This is a genomic window from Georgenia sp. H159 (assembly GCF_035607575.1).
GTDB lineage: Bacteria > Actinomycetota > Actinomycetes > Actinomycetales > Actinomycetaceae > Oceanitalea.
In genome coordinates, this window is the sequence record NZ_JAYDZY010000002.1 from 99988 (window position 1) to 118038 (window position 18051).

At 72.2% G+C, this 18051-nt stretch carries 21 protein-coding genes and 1 pseudogene; 14 read left to right on the forward strand and 8 right to left on the reverse strand.

Annotation, left to right across the window (positions count from 1 at the left end; translation table 11 throughout):
- Nucleotides 1-159: 159 nt before the first annotated feature.
- A complete protein-coding gene (locus VR894_RS04470) occupies nt 160-954 on the reverse strand; it encodes a carbon-nitrogen hydrolase family protein (RefSeq protein WP_324650146.1) in 795 nt (264 codons plus the stop codon).
- A 174-nt stretch (nt 955-1128) separates the two neighbouring features.
- Nucleotides 1129-1680, reverse strand: a complete 552-nt coding sequence (locus tag VR894_RS04475) for a helix-turn-helix domain-containing protein (protein ID WP_324650147.1) — start codon at nt 1678-1680, stop codon at nt 1129-1131.
- Nucleotides 1681-1852: 172 nt separating this feature from the next.
- Here VR894_RS04475 and VR894_RS04480 point away from each other — a divergent pair, with 172 nt between their 5' ends.
- Nucleotides 1853-3298: an MFS transporter gene (locus tag VR894_RS04480; RefSeq protein ID WP_324650167.1), complete on the forward strand. Its 1446-nt coding sequence runs from the start codon at nt 1853-1855 to the stop codon at nt 3296-3298.
- Nucleotides 3299-3362: 64 nt separating this feature from the next.
- Here VR894_RS04480 and VR894_RS04485 read toward each other — a convergent pair whose 3' ends face one another.
- Nucleotides 3363-3995, reverse strand: coding sequence for a TetR/AcrR family transcriptional regulator (locus VR894_RS04485; RefSeq protein WP_324650148.1), 633 nt, complete (start codon nt 3993-3995; stop codon nt 3363-3365).
- Between the two features lie 288 nt (nt 3996-4283).
- Here VR894_RS04485 and VR894_RS04490 point away from each other — a divergent pair, with 288 nt between their 5' ends.
- The 9 genes from VR894_RS04490 (at nt 4284) to VR894_RS04530 (ending at nt 11819) form a co-directional block, all read left to right on the forward strand.
- Entirely contained in the window at nt 4284-4523 is a 240-nt protein-coding gene (locus VR894_RS04490; protein ID WP_324650149.1) for a Flp family type IVb pilin, read from the forward strand.
- Between the two features lie 96 nt (nt 4524-4619).
- The gene (locus VR894_RS04495; protein WP_324650150.1) at nt 4620-5024 is read left to right on the forward strand and encodes a TadE family protein; all 405 of its coding nucleotides are present in this window, start codon (nt 4620-4622) and stop codon (nt 5022-5024) included.
- A complete protein-coding gene (locus VR894_RS04500) occupies nt 5012-5968 on the forward strand; it encodes a pilus assembly protein TadG-related protein (RefSeq protein WP_324650151.1) in 957 nt (318 codons plus the stop codon). Before VR894_RS04495 ends, VR894_RS04500 begins: the two co-directional genes overlap by 13 nt.
- A 9-nt stretch (nt 5969-5977) precedes the next feature.
- Complete coding sequence (gene cpaB, locus VR894_RS04505) at nt 5978-6688, forward strand: Flp pilus assembly protein CpaB (RefSeq protein WP_324650152.1); 711 nt, start codon at nt 5978-5980, stop codon at nt 6686-6688.
- Nucleotides 6685-7878, forward strand: a complete 1194-nt coding sequence (locus VR894_RS04510) for an AAA family ATPase (RefSeq protein ID WP_324650153.1) — start codon at nt 6685-6687, stop codon at nt 7876-7878. Before cpaB ends, VR894_RS04510 begins: the two co-directional genes overlap by 4 nt.
- Nucleotides 7875-9332, forward strand: coding sequence for a CpaF family protein (locus tag VR894_RS04515; RefSeq protein WP_324650154.1), 1458 nt, complete (start codon nt 7875-7877; stop codon nt 9330-9332). Before VR894_RS04510 ends, VR894_RS04515 begins: the two co-directional genes overlap by 4 nt.
- Complete coding sequence (locus tag VR894_RS04520) at nt 9329-10282, forward strand: type II secretion system F family protein (protein ID WP_324650155.1); 954 nt, start codon at nt 9329-9331, stop codon at nt 10280-10282. The genes VR894_RS04515 and VR894_RS04520 overlap by 4 nt, the downstream gene beginning before the upstream one ends.
- A gap of 2 nt (nt 10283-10284) precedes the next feature.
- Complete coding sequence (locus tag VR894_RS04525) at nt 10285-11181, forward strand: type II secretion system F family protein (protein WP_324650156.1); 897 nt, start codon at nt 10285-10287, stop codon at nt 11179-11181.
- Entirely contained in the window at nt 11178-11819 is a 642-nt protein-coding gene (locus VR894_RS04530) for an A24 family peptidase (protein WP_324650157.1), read from the forward strand. The genes VR894_RS04525 and VR894_RS04530 overlap by 4 nt, the downstream gene beginning before the upstream one ends.
- A gap of 226 nt (nt 11820-12045) precedes the next feature.
- Here the strand turns inward: VR894_RS04530 and VR894_RS04535 are convergent, their stop codons facing one another.
- Nucleotides 12046-12510: a DUF6194 family protein gene (locus tag VR894_RS04535; protein ID WP_324650158.1), complete on the reverse strand. Its 465-nt coding sequence runs from the start codon at nt 12508-12510 to the stop codon at nt 12046-12048.
- A 40-nt stretch (nt 12511-12550) separates the two neighbouring features.
- Between VR894_RS04535 and VR894_RS04540 the strand changes: the two genes are divergently transcribed.
- Nucleotides 12551-13303: a MerR family transcriptional regulator gene (locus tag VR894_RS04540; RefSeq protein WP_324650159.1), complete on the forward strand. Its 753-nt coding sequence runs from the start codon at nt 12551-12553 to the stop codon at nt 13301-13303.
- 44 nt (nt 13304-13347) lie between these two features.
- Here VR894_RS04540 and VR894_RS04545 read toward each other — a convergent pair whose 3' ends face one another.
- Complete coding sequence (locus VR894_RS04545) at nt 13348-13863, reverse strand: pyridoxamine 5'-phosphate oxidase family protein (RefSeq protein ID WP_324650160.1); 516 nt, start codon at nt 13861-13863, stop codon at nt 13348-13350.
- Entirely contained in the window at nt 13860-14159 is a 300-nt protein-coding gene (locus VR894_RS04550) for a YciI family protein (RefSeq protein WP_324650161.1), read from the reverse strand. The genes VR894_RS04545 and VR894_RS04550 overlap by 4 nt, the downstream gene beginning before the upstream one ends.
- Before the next feature lie 93 nt (nt 14160-14252).
- Between VR894_RS04550 and VR894_RS04555 the strand changes: the two genes are divergently transcribed.
- Together VR894_RS04555 and VR894_RS04560 are read left to right on the forward strand one after the other, a co-directional pair.
- Nucleotides 14253-14702, forward strand: coding sequence for a helix-turn-helix domain-containing protein (locus VR894_RS04555; RefSeq protein WP_324650162.1), 450 nt, complete (start codon nt 14253-14255; stop codon nt 14700-14702).
- Nucleotides 14703-14795: 93 nt separating this feature from the next.
- Nucleotides 14796-15173: a nuclear transport factor 2 family protein gene (locus tag VR894_RS04560; RefSeq protein ID WP_324650163.1), complete on the forward strand. Its 378-nt coding sequence runs from the start codon at nt 14796-14798 to the stop codon at nt 15171-15173.
- Between the two features lie 16 nt (nt 15174-15189).
- On the opposite strand, the gene VR894_RS04565 is transcribed toward VR894_RS04560, so the two are convergent.
- A complete protein-coding gene (locus VR894_RS04565; protein ID WP_324650164.1) occupies nt 15190-15885 on the reverse strand; it encodes a TrkA family potassium uptake protein in 696 nt (231 codons plus the stop codon).
- Nucleotides 15878-17290, reverse strand: a complete 1413-nt coding sequence (locus VR894_RS04570) for a TrkH family potassium uptake protein (protein ID WP_324650165.1) — start codon at nt 17288-17290, stop codon at nt 15878-15880. The genes VR894_RS04565 and VR894_RS04570 overlap by 8 nt, the downstream gene beginning before the upstream one ends.
- Nucleotides 17291-17644: 354 nt before the next feature.
- Between VR894_RS04570 and VR894_RS04575 the strand changes: the two are divergent.
- A pseudogene (locus tag VR894_RS04575) lies at nt 17645-18051 on the forward strand (hypothetical protein); the annotation flags it as partial.

An 18051-nucleotide genomic window follows, 5' to 3' on the forward strand; every position in this document is an offset into this window, starting at 1 on the left:
GCGGGACCGGCACCGGCACGACCCCGTCCCGCGAGGCCGAGGGGTGCGGCAGCGTGTGCTGCCCGACGACGACGGCGCGGCCTGGGTGCCGTCGTCGTCCTCGCTGCGGGAGCCGCGTCCTACCCGCCGCGGCGCGCCGACGGGCGCTCCCGGACGGCCTCAGCGGGGGACGACGCGGTACCGGCGCAGGTCCAGGGCCGGGTTGACGGTGCGGACCTGGTCCAGGCGCTCACGCTCGACGACGGCGACGCCCAGTCCCTGCACCTCGCCCACCCCGGCGAGCGCGACACCCATCGGGTCGACGACGGCGCTGTTGCCCGCCCCGGTGGGCGCGCACTGGTCGGCGGCGAGCACGTAGACGGTGTTCTCGATCGCCCGCGCGCGCACGAGGGTGTTCCAGTGGTACTCCTTGAGCGGCCCGGGGACCCACTCGGCCGGGAGTGCGACGACGTCCGCGCCGGCGTCCACGAGCGTGCGTGTGACCTCCGGGAAGCGCAGGTCGTAACAGGTCTGCATCCCGACGGTGAAACCGTCGACCTCGAGCAGCTCGGGCCGGCCGAGGTCGGACGCGATGACGCGGTCGGACTCCTTGTAGCCGAAGGCGTCGTACAGGTGGGTCTTGCGGTAGACGGCCTTGAGCTCGCCGGCCTGCAGACCGACGAGCGTGTTGCGCATGCGGTCGGCGTCACCGGTCTCGTTGACGCCGGCGACGACCGTGAGGTCGAGCTCGCGGCTGAGCTCGGCCAGACGTGCGACGGTGGGGCCGTCGAGCGGCTCGGCGCTCTCGACGAAGCGCTCGTCCATTGCCGGGACGGTGAAGACGGAGTACTCGGGGAGCACGACGAGGCGGGCTCCTCGCCGGGACGCCTGCCGCAGGAGGTCCGCGATGACGGACAGGTTGGCGGCCTTGTCGGCGGTCGGCGCGAACTGCGCGACGGCGACGGTCAGCGACATGTCGGCTGCTCCTCTGGCTCTCTCGATCGACGTCAGGTGACGGCGGTGGGCGGTCGTGCGGTCCGCGACCATCGACCCGTCCCGGCACCAATGGTCGCAGGATCTCCTCGACCGTGCGCCGGCGGCCGGATGCGGAGACGCCCCGCGGCCCGCCGCAGCTGGCCGGCCGGCGTGTCAGCCGCGGCTGGCGGCCTGCGCCTTGAGCAGCGCCACGACCTCCATCAGCTCGGCACGGTCCTGTGACTCGGTGCCTGCGGCGTCGTCGGAGGTGCTCTCGCCCGTCAGGACGGCGTTGTAGTACAGGCCGTCACCGATGAGCATGATCGCCCGGGCGACGGCGCGGTCGCCGACCTCGTCGAGGATGAGGGAGTACCAGGCGCGGTGGACCGCCAGCATCGTCTCGCGCGCGTGCGGTGCCTCCTGCACGAGCCGCGCCGTGGCGACGAGGGCGTGGTCGAGCGCAGACCCTGCCCAGACCGACGTGTCCACGTAGTACGCCGAGGGTCCGCGCGGGTCGGCGCGCATGGCGTCGGCGTCGGCCGCCGCGAGCTGCGTGAGCCGGTCGAGGAGCCCCTCGACGAGCGCGTCCTTGCTCTTGAAGTGGTAGAGCAGGCCGCCCTTGGACACCGTGGCCCGCGCAGCGACGGCGTCGAGGGTCGCCGCCCGCTCACCGTCCTCGACGAGGAGGTTCTCGAAGGCGTCCAGGATCGTGTCTCGTGCCGACATGTGTGTGACGGTACTCATCCGCGCGCTGTACCGTCCAGACGGTACAGTTCCGACGGCGCAGATTGCTGCCCGTCGTACGCCCCCGGAGGAGTCCTTGGCTTCCACCTCAGTCCCGCGCGTCCAGTCGCCCGCCTCGCCGGCTCGCCGTCCCTGGGCGGCGCTGGTCGTGCTCATGCTGCCCGTGCTGCTGGTCGCGGTGGACAACACCGTGCTCGCGTTCGCCGTCCCGGCGATCTCGGAGTCGCTGCGGCCCGGCGGCACCGAGCTGCTGTGGATCGTGGACGTCTACCCGCTGGTCCTCGCCGGCCTCCTCGTCCCGATGGGCAGCCTGGGGGACCGGGTGGGCCGCCGGCGGCTGCTGCTCGTCGGGGCCAGTGGCTTCGCGGTCGTCTCCGCGGTCGCGGCCTTCGCGCCGAGCGCGCCGCTGCTCATCACCGCCCGGGCGGCGCTGGGCTTCTTCGGTGCGATGCTCATGCCGGCGACGCTCTCGCTGATCCGGAACATCTTCGTCGACCCGGTGCAGCGCCGGACGGCGATCGCCATCTGGGCGGCGGGCTTCTCCGGAGGTGCGGCCCTCGGGCCGATCGTCGGCGGCTTCCTGCTCGAGCACTACTGGTGGGGCTCGGTGTTCCTCCTCGCCGTCCCGGTGCTCGTGCCGCTCCTGCTGCTCGGGCCCGTCGTCGTCCCGGAGTCGCGCGACCCGCATCCGGGACCGGTCGACCCGGTGAGCATCGCACTGTCGCTCGGGACGATGGTGCCGCTGGTCTACGGGATCAAGCGGCTCGCCGAGCACGGGTGGGGACCCGGCGGGCTCGTGCCGATCCTGCTCGCGCTGCTCGTCGGGTACGGCTTCGTCAGGCGCCAGCTGCGCCGGCCGGTGCCGCTGCTCGACGTGCGGCTCTTCACCAACCCGGTGTTCAGCGGCTCGGTCGCTGCGAACCTGCTCAGCGTCTTCTCGTTGGTCGGGTTCATCTTCTTCGTCTCCCAGCACCTCCAGCTGGTGAGCGGGCGGAGCCCGATGGAGGCCGGGTTCTTCCTCGTCCCGGGACTCGTGGTGACCGTCGTGGCCGGGCTGGCGGTGGTGCGGGTCGTGCGGCACGTGCGGCCGGCGCTGGTGGTCGCGGGTGGGCTGCTCCTCAACGCCGTCGGCTACGGGGTGGTTCTCGCGAGCGGGACCGCCGGCTCCGACGTCGGGCTGCTCGTCGCCTTCGTCGTCCTGGGGGCGGGCGTGGGGGCGGCGGAGACGATCTCCAACGACCTCATCCTGTCCAGCGTCCCCGCCGCGAAGGCCGGTGCGGCGTCCGCCGTCTCGGAGACCGCGTACGAGCTCGGTTCGGTGCTCGGCACCGCGGTGCTGGGCAGCATCCTCACCGCGGTCTACCGGACGAACGTGGCGGTGCCGGACGGGCTGCCTGCCGGTGACGCCCGGGCGGCGGGGGAGACGCTGGGCGGTGCGACCGAGGTCGCGGGCGGGCTGCCGGACGGGCTCGCCCGGACGCTGCTCGACTCCGCGCAGCACGCCTTCGACTCCGGCGTCGTCATCACCTCGGCGATCGGCGTCGTCCTCATGGTGGTCGCCGCGCTCATCGCCCTGCGCGCCCTCCGCACCGCGCGCTGAGCCCGGCCGATTGCCCTCCCTGCCGAAAGGGCGGTGAGCGCTGGCGCCCGGCGGTCCGGGGCCCTCAGACCGGGGCGGTCCTCGCGTCCGTGGCGTGCCGGTGGGGGTAGCCGGCCGTGACGATGTTGAAGGCGTCCTCGAGCATGTCGCGGAGGCGTGTCTCCGGGAGGTCGCTGCGCGTCCAGAGGATGAGGGCGGTCATGATCGCCGACACGGCGGCCGACGCGACCAGGGCGGGGTAGAGGTCGGTCTCGTCGTCGATCCCGACGCGGCTGGCAACGCGTTCGCGCAGGAGGTCCTCGAACTCCGCCTGTCGGGCCGCCCGGACCGGCTTGAGGGACGGGTTGTCCGCCTCCAGCTCGATGAGCTGCGCCATGTGCCGCAGGTGGTCGGGATGGGCGCCGGCGTAGTCGCTCACGAGCCGGCAGAGCAGCTGGAGGGGCGGTTCCTCGCCGTTGTCGGCGCTGAACTGGTCGAGGACCTCCATGACGCCCGCGGTTCCTGCCGCGAGGACGGCGTCCTCCTTCGACGGGAAGTAGTTGGAGAACGTCCGGGGAGAGACGAAGGCCTCTCGCGCGATCTCCTCGACCGTGACGGTGCCGATGCCGCGTTCGACCGTGAGCTTGAGCGCCGCGTTCGCGATGGCCTCCCGCGTCATCTGCTTCTTGAGCTCGCGCAGTCCCACCTCGGCGTCCATGCCGCGAGCGTAGCCAAGAAGATGCCCGCCGAGAACCCTTACATCCTTCGCAACCTTGCCGATGAGGAATGTAGGACACCGAGAGTTCTCACTACGGCAAGCGACCGTCCCTGCGGGGAGGGCCGCCAATAGATGCATGACCGGCAAAAATGCCGACTAGGCAAAATCCTCCTAAGGGAGGATTGCCGAGTCGGCAAGTAGGGGTGAGGGTGGTACCAGCGCCCGACCCCACGACCGGGAGCACCAGTGGGCCGGCCCGGCCCGACGCACTCACACGAAGGAACCACCATGAACCGTGCAAGCGCCTACATCGCCACCCTCGTCGCGCTCGTCGGCGACCGCTTCGAGGACCGCAAGGACCGTGGCGCCACCGCCGTCGAGTACGGCCTCATCGTCGGCCTCATCGCCGTCGTCATCATCGGAGCGGTCGTCGTCCTCGGCGACACCCTTAGCGGACTGTTCACGGACGTCAACACTGAGATCATCGAGAACGCTCCTGACGCCCCCGCCGTCGAGGGCGGCAACTGACCCGCTCCACCCCCCGCCGGTGGCGCATGACCTCCACACATGCGCCACCGGCGGCCTTTCCCGCCCGTCACCACCACCGAGGGAAGGCTCCTGGACGTGACCGGACGCTCAGCCCGACGAGCACCGCGTGACCGCGGCGCCGCCGCGGTCGAGTTCGCCATCGTCCTGCCGGTCCTCGTCGCCCTGGTGCTCGGGATCATCGCCTACGGGCACGCCTTCCACGTCCAGTCCGTCCTCTCCAACGCCGCTCGCGACGCGGTGCGCGTCGTGGCCCTGCACCAGGGCGCCGACAGCGCCGCGTCGGCGCGGGAGGCGGCGGTCGCCGCCGCCTCGCCCTCCATCACCCTCGACGACTCCCAGATCGCCATCACGCCGTCGACCTGCGCCGGCGGGACGGGACCGCGGTCGGCGACGGTGACCATCACCTACCCGATGGAGCTGCTCGGCGGCATCGGGGACATCACGCTCACCGGTAGAGGAACCATGCGATGCAACGGCTGAGGAACAACGACAGGGGCGCGACCGCCGCCATCGTCGCGCTCCTCATGGTGCCCCTCGTGGCCGTCGCGGCGATCGCCATCGACGTCGCGGCCATGTACGCCGACGAGCAGCAGCTGCAGACCGGCGCCGACGCCGGCGCGATCGCTGCCGCGCAGGACTGTGCGCGCGGGGAGTGCGAGCTGGCCCCGGCGACCGCCCAGGCGATGGCCGTGGCCAACATCAACGACGGCGACGCGACCGGCACCGTCGTCGCGCTCGACGAGGCCGCCGGCACGGTGACCGTGGAGACGACGACGGTCCGCGAGCACTGGTTCGCCCCGGTGCTCGGGATCGACCAGACCCCGATCGCCGCCCGGGCCAGCGCCCGCTGGGGCTACCCGACCGGCGGCCAGGCGATGCTCCCGCTCATCTTCTCCCGCTGCGAACTCACCACCCAGCTCGGCGGCGACCTCGAGGCGGGCACCGTCGACTCCAGCCCGCGCACGATCCTGTTCCCCAAGCACTCCGGCAGCGACTGCTACGGCCAGTCCGGCAACCCCATCCCCGGCGGCTTCGGCTGGCTGCGGCCCAGCGGCGAGTGCGGACAGACCGTGACGGTGATCGACGGCTGGGCGTCCTCGGACACCGGCAACACCCCGCCGAGCGACTGCGTCCCCGAGGACTTCGGCAAGTGGGTGGGGCAGACCGTCTTCCTCCCGGTCTTCGACGACATGAGCGGCACCGGCGCGAACGGCGCCTACCGCGTCTACGGCTACGCCGCGTTCGAGCTCACCTCCTACTACTTCGCCGGCCAGTACCGCTTCCCGTACACGGACGCGCCCTGCGACGGCAGCGACAGGTGCATCGGCGGACGGTTCACCCGCTTCGTCGACCTGTCCGACGACTTCGACTTCAGTCCCGACGCCCCCAACCTCGGGGCCGCCGTCGTGGCCCTCACCGAGTAAGGCAGCACAGTGTCCCGTCGACTCATCGCCGGCCTCGTGGCGACCCTCCTCGCCGCGGTCGCCGCCGTCCTCGTCATCGCCTACGTCGCCCGCGCCGACCAGCGCGCGATGGCGGAGATGTCCCCCGTCTCCGTCCTCGTCGTCACCCAGCCGGTCCCGGAGGGCACCCCGGCCGAGGCGCTCACCGACCACCTCGCCGTGGAGGAGGTCCCCGCCACCGCGGTCGTCCCGGGCGGCGTCACCTCCCTCGAGCAGGTGGAGAACCAGCTGACGACGACGGCGCTGCAGCCGGGCGAGCAGCTCCTCGCCTCCCGTTTCGCGCCGCCCGAGGAGGAGGACGCCGACGGCGAGGTCGCGGTCCCGGAGGGCTACCACCAGGTCACCGTGCAGCTCCCCGTCGCGCGTGTCCTCGGTGGGCACATCGCGGCCGGGGACACGGTGGGCCTGTTCGTCAGCTCCGACGGCGAGACGCACCTGCGGCTCCACAAGGTGCTGGTCACTCGGGTCCAGGGCGGCGTCGCCGTCGTGCAGAACGAGGACGGCAGCGAGACGACCCAGGCAGCGGCGGACAGCCTCATGGTGACGGTCGCCGTTCCCACCACCGACGCGGAGATCGTCGTCAACGCCGCCGAGTTCTCCGGCATCTGGCTCTCGCTGGAACCAAAAGACGCACCTGAGGACGGGACGCGCGTGGTCAACCGGGAGGACCTGCTGCCATGACGCGCATCGTGCTGGCGGGAGCGGCCCCCGACGTCGAGCGCACCTTCTCCGAGGCGACGGGCGGCGCCCATCTCACCCTCCCGGGACCTGTCGACTTGCGGCCCGCAGACCTCCTCGGGCGGCTCGGTGGGGCGCCCGCACCCGACCTCCTCGTCGTCGACGCCCGGCCCGACCCCGAGGCGACTCTCTCCCTCGCCCAGCAGTTCCACGGCGCCCTTCCGGGCATCGGCCTGCTGCTGCTCACCGACCGGCCCGAGGCGCTGAGCCTGCCGGCGATGCGCGCCGGAGTGCGTGACCTCATCCCGGCCGGCGCCGAGCCCGCCGAGATCCGCAGGCTGCTCGACCACGCGGCCGCCGGGGTCGCCCGGCTGGCGCCGAGCGCCACGACACCCGGCACCGCGCCGGGACGGAGCGGACGGGTCATCACCGTCGCGTCCCCGAAGGGGGGCGTCGGCAAGACGACCGTGGCGACGAACATCGCCGTCGCCCTCGCGCGCACGCTGCCGCACTCCACCGTCATCGTCGACCTCGACCTGCAGTTCGGGGACGTCGCGACGGCGCTCAACCTCACCCCGGAGTACTCCGTGCCCGACGCGCTCCAGAGTGCTGCCGCCGGGGACACCATCGCGCTCAAGACCTACCTCACGCTCCACCCGACGGGGCTGTACGTGCTCGCGGCACCGGAGCACCCGGCCGCCGCCGACGGGATCACCAGCGAGCAGGTGAGCGGGCTGATCCAGGCGCTCGCCGCGGAGTTCGCCTTCGTCGTCGTCGACACCTCGCCGGGGCTGTCGGACCACACGCTCGCGGCGCTGGACCGCACGACCGACCCGCTGCTCATCACGGCGCTGAGCGTGCCGGGTGTGCGCGGCATGCGGAAGGTCGTCGACGCGCTGGACCAGCTGCAGATGTTCGCCGACGGGCACCACGTCGTCGTCAACTTCGCCGACGGGGACCACGGGCTTACCCGCGCCGACGTCGAGGCGAACCTCGGCATGCCGGTCGGGACGTCCCTGCCGACGTCGAAGGCCGCGCCGGCCTCCCTCAACCTGGGGATCCCGCTCATGCAGTCCCAGATGCGCGACCCGCTCTCCCGGGCGCTGGCGCCGCTGGTCGACGACCTGCTGCCCGACGGCGTGAGCGTCCCGCGCGGCGGGCGGCACCTGCGCGCGAGGAAGGGGCAGCGATGAGCCTGACCGAACGGCTGCGCGCCGCGCAGGCCCCCGCCACCCCGGCCGCCGGGATACCCACGCCCGTACCCGTGGCGGCCCCCGAGCCGCCGGAAGCCGCGACGGCCCCACCTCAGGCAGCCGCCCCCAGGGTCACCACCCCCGCGCGCGAGCGGTCCGAGCCCGCGGACGACGCGGTGCGGCGGCTCAAGGACCGCGCGGCCGACGCCCTCTTCGAGCGCATCGGCGCCCGCCTCAACGACCCCTCCCTCGAGGAGGACAAGCTCCACGCCCTCGTGCGGAGCGAGCTGAACGCCGTCGTCGAGGAGGCGTCGGTCCCGCTCAGCCGGGAGGAGCGCCTCCGGCTCATCGAGGAGGTCCGGGACGACGTCCTCGGCTACGGGCCCCTCCAGCGGCTGCTCGACGACCCGGCCGTCACCGAGATCATGGTCAACGGGGCGGACATGATCTACGTCGAGCGGGCCGGCCGCCTCCAGCGGACGACCAGCCGGTTCACCTCCGAGGAGCACCTGCGGCGTGTCATCGAGCGCATCGTCTCCCGGGTCGGACGGCGCATCGACGAGTCCTCCCCGATGGTGGACGCCCGCCTCTCCGACGGGTCGCGCGTCAACGCCGTCATCCCACCGCTCGCCTTCAACGGCTCGTCGCTGACGATCCGGAAGTTCGCGGCGGACCCCTTCACCGTCGACGACCTCATCGGCTTCGGCACCCTCACCCCCGAGATGGCGGAGCTGCTCCACGCCTGTGTCGAGGCACGCCTCAACATCATCGTCTCGGGGGGCACGGGCACCGGGAAGACGACGCTGCTCAACGTGCTGTCCTCCTTCATCCCCGCGGGGGAGCGGATCGTCACCATCGAGGACGCCGTCGAGCTCCAGCTCCAGCAGGACCACGTCGTCCGCCTCGAGTCACGGCCGCCCAACATCGAGGGCAAGGGCGAGATCAGCATCCGTGACCTCGTGCGCAACTCGCTGCGCATGCGGCCCGACCGCATCGTCGTCGGTGAGGTCCGCGGCGGGGAGAGCCTGGACATGCTCCAGGCGATGAACACCGGCCACGACGGGTCGCTGTCCACCGTGCACGCCAACTCCCCGCGTGACGCGATCGCCCGGCTCGAGACCCTCGTCCTCATGGCCGGCATGGACCTGCCGCTGCGCGCGATCCGCGAGCAGATCTCCTCGGCGGTCGACCTCCTCGTCCAGCTCACCCGGCTCCGGGACGGGAGCCGCCGCGTCACGGCGGTCACCGAGGTGCACGGCATGGAGGGCCAGACCGTGACCCTCCAGGACGTTTTCCTCTTCGACTACGCCGCCGGCGTCGACCCGAGCGGCCGCTTCCGCGGCCGACCGGTGTCGACCGGCATCCGTCCCCGGTTCACCGACCGGTTCGCCGAGCTCGGCATCACCGTCTCACCGCACATCTTCGCCCAGCCGGCGACGGGTTTCGCGCGATGATCGCCAGCCTCCTCGGGCATCCCGTGCTCGCCGTGGGCGTGCTGGCCGCCGCGGCGGCCGCGGCCATCTCCGGGTGGCTGCTGCTCGGCCCACGGCCGGTGCGGATCCCCGTGGAGCGCCGCCGTCCCGGCGTGGCACCCGAGCCGGGCCTCCTCGAGCGCGGTGCCGCCGGTGCGACGGCGGTGGTCGGACGGGTGATGCGCCGGCGCGGGACGCCGGTGGGAGCCTCGACCCTCGAGCTGGCCGCCGTGCGGATGCGCCCGCAGGACGTCGTCTTCCTCGTCCTGGTCGCCTCGCTCGTCGGGGCGGCGATCGGGATGCTGCTCGGCGGTCTGCTGCTCGTCGTGGTCCTCGCCGCGCTCCCTCCGGTCGTGTGGCGGATCCACCTGGGACGGCGGATCAGCAAGCGGCAGAAGCAGTTCGCCGAGCAGCTCGACGACTCCCTCCAGCTCATGGCCTCCAACCTCCGCGCCGGCCACAGCCTCCCGCAGGCGCTCGCGTCGGTCGCCCGGGAGGCGGACAGCCCGACGGCCGAGGAGTTCGCCCGCGTCGTCAACGAGACCCGGGTCGGACGCGACCTCGGCGACGCGCTGGGGCTCACCGCCGTGCGGATGGCCAGCGACGACTTCTCCTGGGTCACCCAGGCCATTGCCATCAACCGTGAGGTCGGTGGCAACCTCGCCGAGGTGCTCGACGGCGTGGCCGACACCATCCGGCAGCGGGGCGAGATCCGCCGTCAGGTCGCCACGCTCAGCGCCGAGGGCCGGCTCTCCGCCATCATCCTGATGATCCTGCCCTTCGGTGTCGCCGGGTTCCTCCTCCTCACCAACCCGGGCTACCTCGCGCCGTTCACCGAGGGTCCGATCGGCTACGCCATGATCGTCGTCGGCGGCATCCTGCTCGTCGCGGGCGGGCTGTGGCTCAAGAAGTCCGTCGAGATCAAGTTCTGACCATGTCCGCGACCGTCCTCACCGCCGCCGTGCTCACGGCTCTCGCCGTCGGCCTCGCCACCTGGGCCGTGTGGCCCGCCCTCGACCCCGACCGCCGGCGGGTGCTCGCCAACCTCAACCGGGTGAGCGCCGTCGCCGTGCCCGACGGGGAGCAGCCGGAGGAGGAGCGGCGCAGCGCGCTCACGGCGCTCGCCCGCCGGCTCACACCCGACCTCGTCGTGCGCGTGCTCGACCGCCAGCACGTGCTCGCCGGTCGTCCGGCCCGCTGGTCGCTCGACGCCCTGCTCACCCTCAAGCTCGTGTGGGTCCCGGCGGCCGTGCTGCTCAACGTGCTCGTGCTCGCCAGCAGCCCGTCGCCGCTGCTCAGCGTCGTCTGGGTGCTCGTCACCGTGGTCGTCTACTTCCTCCCCGAGCTGCTGCTCAACAGCACCGGGCAGAAGCGCAACGAGCAGATCGAGCTCTCGCTCGCCGATACGCTCGACCAGATGACCATCGCGGTGGAGGCGGGCCTCGGGTTCGACTCCGCGATGTCGCGGGCCGCCCACAACGGCCGCGGGGCGCTCGCGGACGAGCTGGCCCGGACCCTCCAGGACGTCCAGATGGGCCGCTCGCGCCGGCAGGCCTTCGAGGCGTTGACCGAGCGCACGACCGTCCCGGACCTGCGCCGCTTCGTGCGTGCCGTCATCCAGGCCGACGCCTACGGCATCTCCATCGCGGACGTGCTGCGGACCCAGGCCGACGAGATGCGCCTCAAGCGGCGCCAGCGAGCCGAGGAGAAGGCCCAGAAGATCCCGGTCAAGGTGCTCGCCCCGCTCATGCTCTGCATCCTTCCGGTGCTGTTCATCGTCGTCATGGGACCGGCGGTCATGAGCATGGTCGCGGCGTTCGGTGCCATGTGAGCGAGCCGTCCTGGGCCGTGGCACTGGGGACCGCGCTTGTCGCGGCTGCCGCCGCGTGGCTGCTCACCCCGCGGGTGGCGCTCCTCGTGCCGGCCGGCTCCTGGGCGGTGCGGTCCCGGCCCCACGTGCTCCTCGCCGGGGCGGCGGGGCTCGGAGCCGGCGTCCTGGCCGACGGCGTCGCCGAGCTGGTCGCGTTCACGGCCGCGGGGGTGGGGTGCGCGCTGCTCGCCGTCGTCGACCTGGCCGTCCGCCGGCTGCCCGACCGGCTGGTCGCGGGGACGCTGCTCGTGCTGCTGGCGCCGCTGGTCGTGGCGGCCGCGTCCGGCGCGGGGTGGGGGGCGCTGGGTCGGGCGCTGCTCGCTGCCGTCGTGCTCGTCGTCGGCTACTTCGTGCTCGCGTTCATCTCTCCGTCGGGTCTGGGTCTGGGCGACGTGAAGTTCGCGGCGGTCGTCGGGGTGTTCCTCGGCTGGTTCGGGTGGCCGTACGTCGCGGTCGGCACGTTGCTCGCCTTCGTGCTCAACGCGGCCGTGGCGGTGCTCGTCCTGCTGAGCCGGCGCGGGACGCGCGAGTCCCAGATCCCCTTCGGCCCAGCGATGATGCTGGGAGCCACCCTCGCCGTCATCACCCTCGGCCCGTAAACCGCTCATGCGCCGAGAGCGGGGTTGTTGCTCGTCCGCTGCGATCAGCCACCCCCTTATTCGCCGAGAGCGGAGTTGTTGTTCGTCCGCCGCGACCAGCCACCCCCCACCCCTTTACTCGCCGAGAGCGGGGTTGTTGTTTGTCCAGTGCGACCAGCCACCCCGTGTCACCCGGTGCCCGGTCGGCTGTCAGCCGGGCGTGCGGCGACGTGTGGGCGGGCGCACCTCAGCTGCCGGGACGGTGGCGGGTCGCCCGGCGCCGGGCGTCGTCGTGCGCCTCTCGCAGCAGGTCGAGCACGGTCGGCAGGGTGGCGTTTCCGGGAGTGACGACCGCGAGCCAGCCGAGGGAGGCATACACGGGGTGCGGCAGGAGCACGTCCGCCTCCGCGTAGTCGACACCGGGTGGGATCTCCCGGGGGCCGTACCCGAGCAGGGCGGTGAGACGCCCGCGGCCGACGTGGACGTTCACCCGCCAGCGGTCGGGACCGTCGAGGTCGGAGGAGTCGTCGTCGGGGTAGTTCTTCGTGACGACGGTGGCGTACGGCTGGCCGGATGGGAGCTCGCCGTCGGGCGCGTAGTAGAAGAAGTGATCACCCCACGCGAGGGAAGGGGCGTTGCTGCCGGCCGTGGGCGCGAGCTCGAGCACACCGGCGAACTCCCGCACGGCGTCGAGGATCTCGTTCATACTCATGGTTCAAGTGTGAGGTTGAAGTGCTTATGGGGGGTTGGTCGTGCCCGGAGAGGACATCGGCAGCCTGGGGACCGTCGAGGTCGCAGCTTCGACCGGGTACTCCGAGCAGCAGGTGCGGGACCTGGAGACTGCCGGCGTCATTACGGCAGCCGAACGGTCCGGCTCTGGTTACCGCCGCTTCACACGGCAGCACGTCCGCGAGCTTCGCGCGTACCGGGACCTTGCGACGGCGGTGGGGCCGGTCGAGGCCCGCCGGGTGATGAGCGAGGTCCGGGACCTCACGGCAGCCGAGGGTGTGGCGCTGGTCCTCTCGTTGCACACGGGTCTGAACGGGGAGCGCGACGAGGCGATTGTCGCCCGGCGGGCCCTGCGTGCGATCCGGGACGAGGAGGGCGGGGAGGAGCCGGTCGCCGACGACGCGATGACGATCCGCGAGCTCGCCGAGGCGCTGCGGGTACGCGCGTCGACGCTGCGGTTCTGGGAGACCTCCGGCCTGGTGGCGCCAGAGCGGATCCGCACGGCGTCCGGCAGCCCGCGGCTCTACCGGGCCCCGGCGATCCGGGAGGCGCGCATCACCGCCGCCCTGCGCGCGGCTGGCTACCGCATCCCCGAGGTCCGCGCGGCGATCGATGCGCTGCGGAAGCACCGGGACGTCGAGCGACCGCTCGAGGCACTGGATGCACGAATCGAGCACATCGCCCGGCGCGGCCTCGCGCTGCTGCGGGCGGACGCGGTGCTCGGCACGCTCATCGAGACCGGCAGCGGGCAGAGAACGCCGGCGGGTGACCGGTGACGCGGACGGACGTAAGCACCCGATGGCCGCGGCGTGCTCGTGGGTCAGGGTCGGATGCCACCGATGGCAGTTGGGAGGCGCCGGTGGAAGTCGAGCAGACCCACCCACGTGGGGCGTACCGCGATGCGGACCATCCGCAGGCCGGGCTGATCGGCCTCGGCGAGGAGCCATGCGGCGACCTCCTCCCCGACGTACCGGTGCATCGCCGCCGCGTACTCCGGCACCATCCCGTCGACATCGCGGACCGTGGCCCGGCCGCGGATCTGCAGGATGGTCGGCGGGAAGCCCTCCGTGTCGATCGTGATCGCCACGTCCGGACGTGCCCGCAGGGCCGAGATCCGTAGTGCGCGGGCGTAGGTGCCCATGACCACCTCTCGTCCGTCCCAGACGAAGTGCGTCGGGACGACGCGCGGAGTGCCGTCTCGTGCGACGTACGCGAGCCGTGCGGGCACCCGCGAGGTGAGGAGCGCCCTCCCCTCCGCGGTCGCGAGCAGGGCGAGGTCACCCTGCGGCAGGAGGCGACCCGCCAGCTCGGACGACGCCGCGGATGCCGGCGTCATCGCGTGACCTCCGGCCGGACGTCGATCGTGCCGCCGTGAGGAAGCTCCGGCCAGCCCGCGGTCAACGCGGTCGCGGCGTCGAGGTCCGGGACGTCGACCACGCTGACCCCGAAGACCTCGTCGTCCGCCGGAGTCGCACCCTCGCCGCTGATCCGTAGCCCGTTGTCGACCGCCATGGTCATGACGTGCTCGGGCCGGGTCGCCAGGGCGTCGACCCACGCCCAGAGCGCGTCGACGTTTGCGCCGAGCTCGTCCTGGGGCACGTCCCCCGCTCGGTACAGGAAGAGGTATCGCATCGCCGATCTCCTATCACTTGTAGTTTGCAAGTGGTCGGGACGCTAGCCATACTGGTTGTGATCCGCAAGTGGTTTGTCCGTCGGGAGGCAGTCGTGGAGCGGCCGAGATCGAGATGTCCGATCAACCTCGCGGTGGAGCTCGTGGGGGACAGCTGGAGCCTGCTCGTCCTGCGCGACGTCATGTTCGCCGACCGGCACGGCTTCGGGGAGCTCCACGCCGGCTCCCTCGAGGGCATCGCGACGAACATCCTCACGGATCGGCTGCGCAGGCTGGTGGACGCCGGCCTGCTCACGCGCGAACCGGTTCCGGGGCACCGGCAGCGGGTCCGGTACCAGCTCACCGAGGCGGCGATGGACCTGTACCCGGTGCTCCTGGCCATGGCGAGCTTCTCGCTGCGCCACCTCGACCCGGACCCCGACCTCGCGTCCTGGGCACGAGAGGTGCACGCCGGAGGCCCCGAGCGCGAGGAGGACGTGCTGGCGCAGATCCGCCGGTCCAACGGGCTGGCGCACGTCCCGTCGGCCGGCCAGGTGGTGCCGTAGCCGGACGGTGGCCCGGACCTCGGGAGGAAGAGTGGCGGCGGGAGCGCCCATTCGTCCAAGACGCGGGCGTGGTCCTTGCCGGACCATCTGTCCATGGACGAGAACCTGCGCGGCCAGATGCAGTCCCTGCTCGACGCCTGGGCCGAGGCGATCGTCGCGAACGACGCCGAGCGGATCGACGCCTTCGCCGAGGAGGGCTGGACGCTCATCGGCACCGGCGGCCCGACACCACGCGAGCGGTTCCTCGATGTCGTCCGTTCCGGCCGGCTCACGCACGAGTCGATGACCTTCGAGGTCCTGGAGGTGTGGGACCGGGGCGAGCTCGTCGTCGTGCTCGCGCACGGCACCAACTCCGGGCACTGGGACGGCCGGCCGTTCGAGGAGGACGAGTACGTCACCGAGGTCTTCGCCCGCCACGACGGCGGGTGGCGGTGCGTCGTCTCCTCGTTGACTCCGCGGGTGGTCCAGTAGGCGCGACGGCGTCCCGTCACCTCATGTCGATGAACCCCTCGGCCACCGCGGACGGCCCGACGACGACGACCGTGTCTTGGGAGGTGAGCACCGTCTCGCCGGTCGCGTGGTCCCAGCCGCCGTCGGGCTGCCGCACGGCGACGACGTTGAGGTTGTACTTCTTGCGGAATCCCACCTTGTCGAGCGGCTTGCCGACCATCGACGGGGGCGCCTTGGCGGTGACCATGGCGAACCCGCCACCGATGTCCAGGTAGTCGGCGATCGACCCGCGCAGCAGGTGCGCGACCCGGCGGCCCATGTCGTTCTCCGGGTGCACGACGTGGTGGACCCCGAGCTGGCCCAAAATCTGCCCGTGGGCGGGCGTGACGGCCTTGGCCCAGATGTGCGGCACGCCCAGGCGCAACAGCCACGAGCTGGTGAGGATCGAGGCCTCGATGCTCGAGCCGATGGCAACGACGGCGTGCGTGAAGTCGGGGATGCCGAGCTGGCGGAGCACGTCCTCACGGGTGGCGTCGGCGCGCACGACCTGGGTGAGGCGCCCGTTGAGGTCCTGGACGATGCCCTCGTCGGTGTCGATCCCCAGGACGTCCGCGCCGGCGTCGGTGAGCTCGAGGGCGACGGCCTGCCCGAAACGGCCCAGACCGATGACGACGACGGAGTCACCTGGGCGAAGAGCGGTGACGCGGCGGCGGGAGTGGGTGCGGTTAGCCAATGAGGGGTCTCTCCTTGGGGAGCTCGTACAGGAGCGTGCGGGTGCGTAGGGCGAGCGCGGTCGCGAGGGTGACGGGACCCACGCGCCCGACGAACATGACGACGACGAGCAGCAGCTGGCCGCCGTCGGGCAGGAGGTGCGTGATCCCGGTGGACAGGCCGACGGTCGCGAAGGCCGAGATCACCTCGAAGAGCAGCTGGTCCAGGGTGAACCGGGTGGTGACGAGCAACGTCCAGGTCGTGGCCATGACCAGGGCTCCGGAGAGTACGGCCACGGTGACGGCCTGTCGCTGGACCGACCGGCCGACCCGCTTGCCGAGGAGGTTCACGGTGGCCTCGCCGCGGACCTCCGCGACGACGACGGCGACGAGGACGGCCACGGTCGTCACCTTCAGGCCTCCCGCGGTGCCCGCGGGACCCGCGCCGATGAACATGAGCACGTCCTGCGTGAACCACGTCTGGGTGTTCATCTGGGAGACGTCGAGGGAGTTGAAGCCCGCTGTGCGCGTGACGGCGGAGGCGAAGAACCCGGCGAGGAGCTTCCCGGGCCAGCTGAGCGGACCTAGAGTCTCGGCGTTGTCCCACTCCAGCGCGGTGATCGTCACCCAGCCGCCGAGCAGGAGCGCGGCGGTGCCGACGAGCACGAGGCGCGTTGTCAGTCCCCACGCGCGTGGCAACCGGTAATGGCGGCGCAGCTCGAGGAAGACCGGGAAGCCCAGCCCGCCGAGGATGACGGCCAGCCCGACCGGGAGTGAGATCCACGGGTCGGTGACGAAGCCCATGAGGTTGTCCGAGTACAGCGCGAACCCGGCGTTGTTGAAGGCGGAGCCCGCGTGGAAGACCCCGTGCCAGAGGGCGAGCCCGGGGGAGTAGTCGTAGCCGACGAGGAGACGGGCGGTGAGGACCGTGGCCGTCCCGGCCTGGATGATGAGGGCGACGGTCGCGACCCCGACAAGGACGCCGCGGAGGTCGTCGCTGCTCAGGGTGCCGACCGAGGCCGTGGTCGCCAGGCGCGTGCGGAGCCCGAGGCGCCGGGCGAGGGCGACGCCCATGAGCGAGGCGAGGGTCATCACGCCGAGGCCGCCGATCTCGATGAGCGCGAGGATGACGACGTGCCCGACGTCGCTCCAGTACGTCGCGGTGTCGACCACGACGAGGCCGGTGACGAACAGGGCGGAACCCGCGGTGAACACGGCGTCGACAAGGGTCGCGCCTCCCGCCGGTCCGATGTCGGCGGGGAGCAGGGTCGCGGGCGGGTCGGCGGCCACCGAGACCGGAAGCATGAGCAGCGCCGTACCGGCGGCGAGGACGACGGCGTAGCTCGCGACGATGACCTGTGCCGGGTGCGCGGAACGTGGGCGCCAGCGGCGAATCCGCGTCGGAGGCCTGAGGCCCGTGAGATGCACGGCCTGAACTGTAGACCTGCGGGCGGGGGGCGCATAGCGGTGGGTGGTGGTGCGAGTTGCCTGCTCTGCTGCGGACGGTTTCCTGCTGCGGCCATGGGTGAGGTGGCCTGGTTGTTCGGTGACCGCACCCGTGTCCGGTTTCGCTAGGCGCGGGGCCGATCTGCGGCTCAGCCGTGCTCGACCGCGGTGGAACGTGCTCGCGGCGACGGTCCGGTCCGACCGGCGTTGGCGCTCGGACCGGACCGTGCCCTCCGAGCGGTGCAGGACGCCCGCAAGTTCTCCCCACAGACCCCTTGTACTCGAACGTGTGTTCGACTATGCTGTGGGGTAGAGGCACCCTGGGAGGTGAGCGCGATGGCGGCACAGACGCAGCCGGGAGTGCTGACCGCGCGTGTGCGCCATGTCGAGGAGCGGCGCCGGGCCGGGCTGGAGCGGTGCTTTCGGGTGCATCGGCTCGGTGGCCCGATCGAGGCCGCCGGTGACGTGGCCGGGGCTGGTGCCGCGGGGGGCGAGCCTGCCGACGACGTGGCCGGGGCTGGTGTGGGTGGCTCGCGGGCTGGTGGGGTGTTCTCGGGGCCGGCCCCGGACACGGCTGGTGGGGTGTGTGACCCGGTGGGCGTGCTGGGTGGGGTGGTGGCGTCGTTGGACGCCCTGGGTGGGACGTTGTGGCATGGGTTGTCGGGGCAGGGTGCCCATGATGCGTTGGATCTGGTGGAGCAGGCCGAGCGGCGTCTGGCCGCGGTGCGCGCGGCGGTGCTGCC

Excerpts from the sequence above, each read along its gene's own strand:
- VR894_RS04470 (WP_324650146.1), bottom strand. The coding sequence starts at position 954 with ATGTCGCTGACCGTCGCCGTCGCGCAGTTCGCGCCGACCGCCGACAAG.
- VR894_RS04475 (WP_324650147.1), bottom strand. The coding sequence starts at position 1,680 with ATGTCGGCACGAGACACGATCCTGGACGCCTTCGAGAACCTCCTCGTC.
- VR894_RS04480 (WP_324650167.1), top strand. The coding sequence starts at position 1,853 with ATGCTGCCCGTGCTGCTGGTCGCGGTGGACAACACCGTGCTCGCGTTC.
- VR894_RS04485 (WP_324650148.1), bottom strand. The coding sequence starts at position 3,995 with ATGGACGCCGAGGTGGGACTGCGCGAGCTCAAGAAGCAGATGACGCGG.
- VR894_RS04490 (WP_324650149.1), top strand. The coding sequence starts at position 4,284 with ATGAACCGTGCAAGCGCCTACATCGCCACCCTCGTCGCGCTCGTCGGC.
- VR894_RS04500 (WP_324650151.1), top strand. The coding sequence starts at position 5,012 with ATGCAACGGCTGAGGAACAACGACAGGGGCGCGACCGCCGCCATCGTC.
- VR894_RS04510 (WP_324650153.1), top strand. The coding sequence starts at position 6,685 with ATGACGCGCATCGTGCTGGCGGGAGCGGCCCCCGACGTCGAGCGCACC.
- VR894_RS04515 (WP_324650154.1), top strand. The coding sequence starts at position 7,875 with ATGAGCCTGACCGAACGGCTGCGCGCCGCGCAGGCCCCCGCCACCCCG.
- VR894_RS04520 (WP_324650155.1), top strand. The coding sequence starts at position 9,329 with ATGATCGCCAGCCTCCTCGGGCATCCCGTGCTCGCCGTGGGCGTGCTG.
- VR894_RS04525 (WP_324650156.1), top strand. The coding sequence starts at position 10,285 with ATGTCCGCGACCGTCCTCACCGCCGCCGTGCTCACGGCTCTCGCCGTC.
- VR894_RS04535 (WP_324650158.1), bottom strand. The coding sequence starts at position 12,510 with ATGAGTATGAACGAGATCCTCGACGCCGTGCGGGAGTTCGCCGGTGTG.
- VR894_RS04545 (WP_324650160.1), bottom strand. The coding sequence starts at position 13,863 with ATGACGCCGGCATCCGCGGCGTCGTCCGAGCTGGCGGGTCGCCTCCTG.
- VR894_RS04550 (WP_324650161.1), bottom strand. The coding sequence starts at position 14,159 with ATGCGATACCTCTTCCTGTACCGAGCGGGGGACGTGCCCCAGGACGAG.
- VR894_RS04560 (WP_324650163.1), top strand. The coding sequence starts at position 14,796 with ATGGACGAGAACCTGCGCGGCCAGATGCAGTCCCTGCTCGACGCCTGG.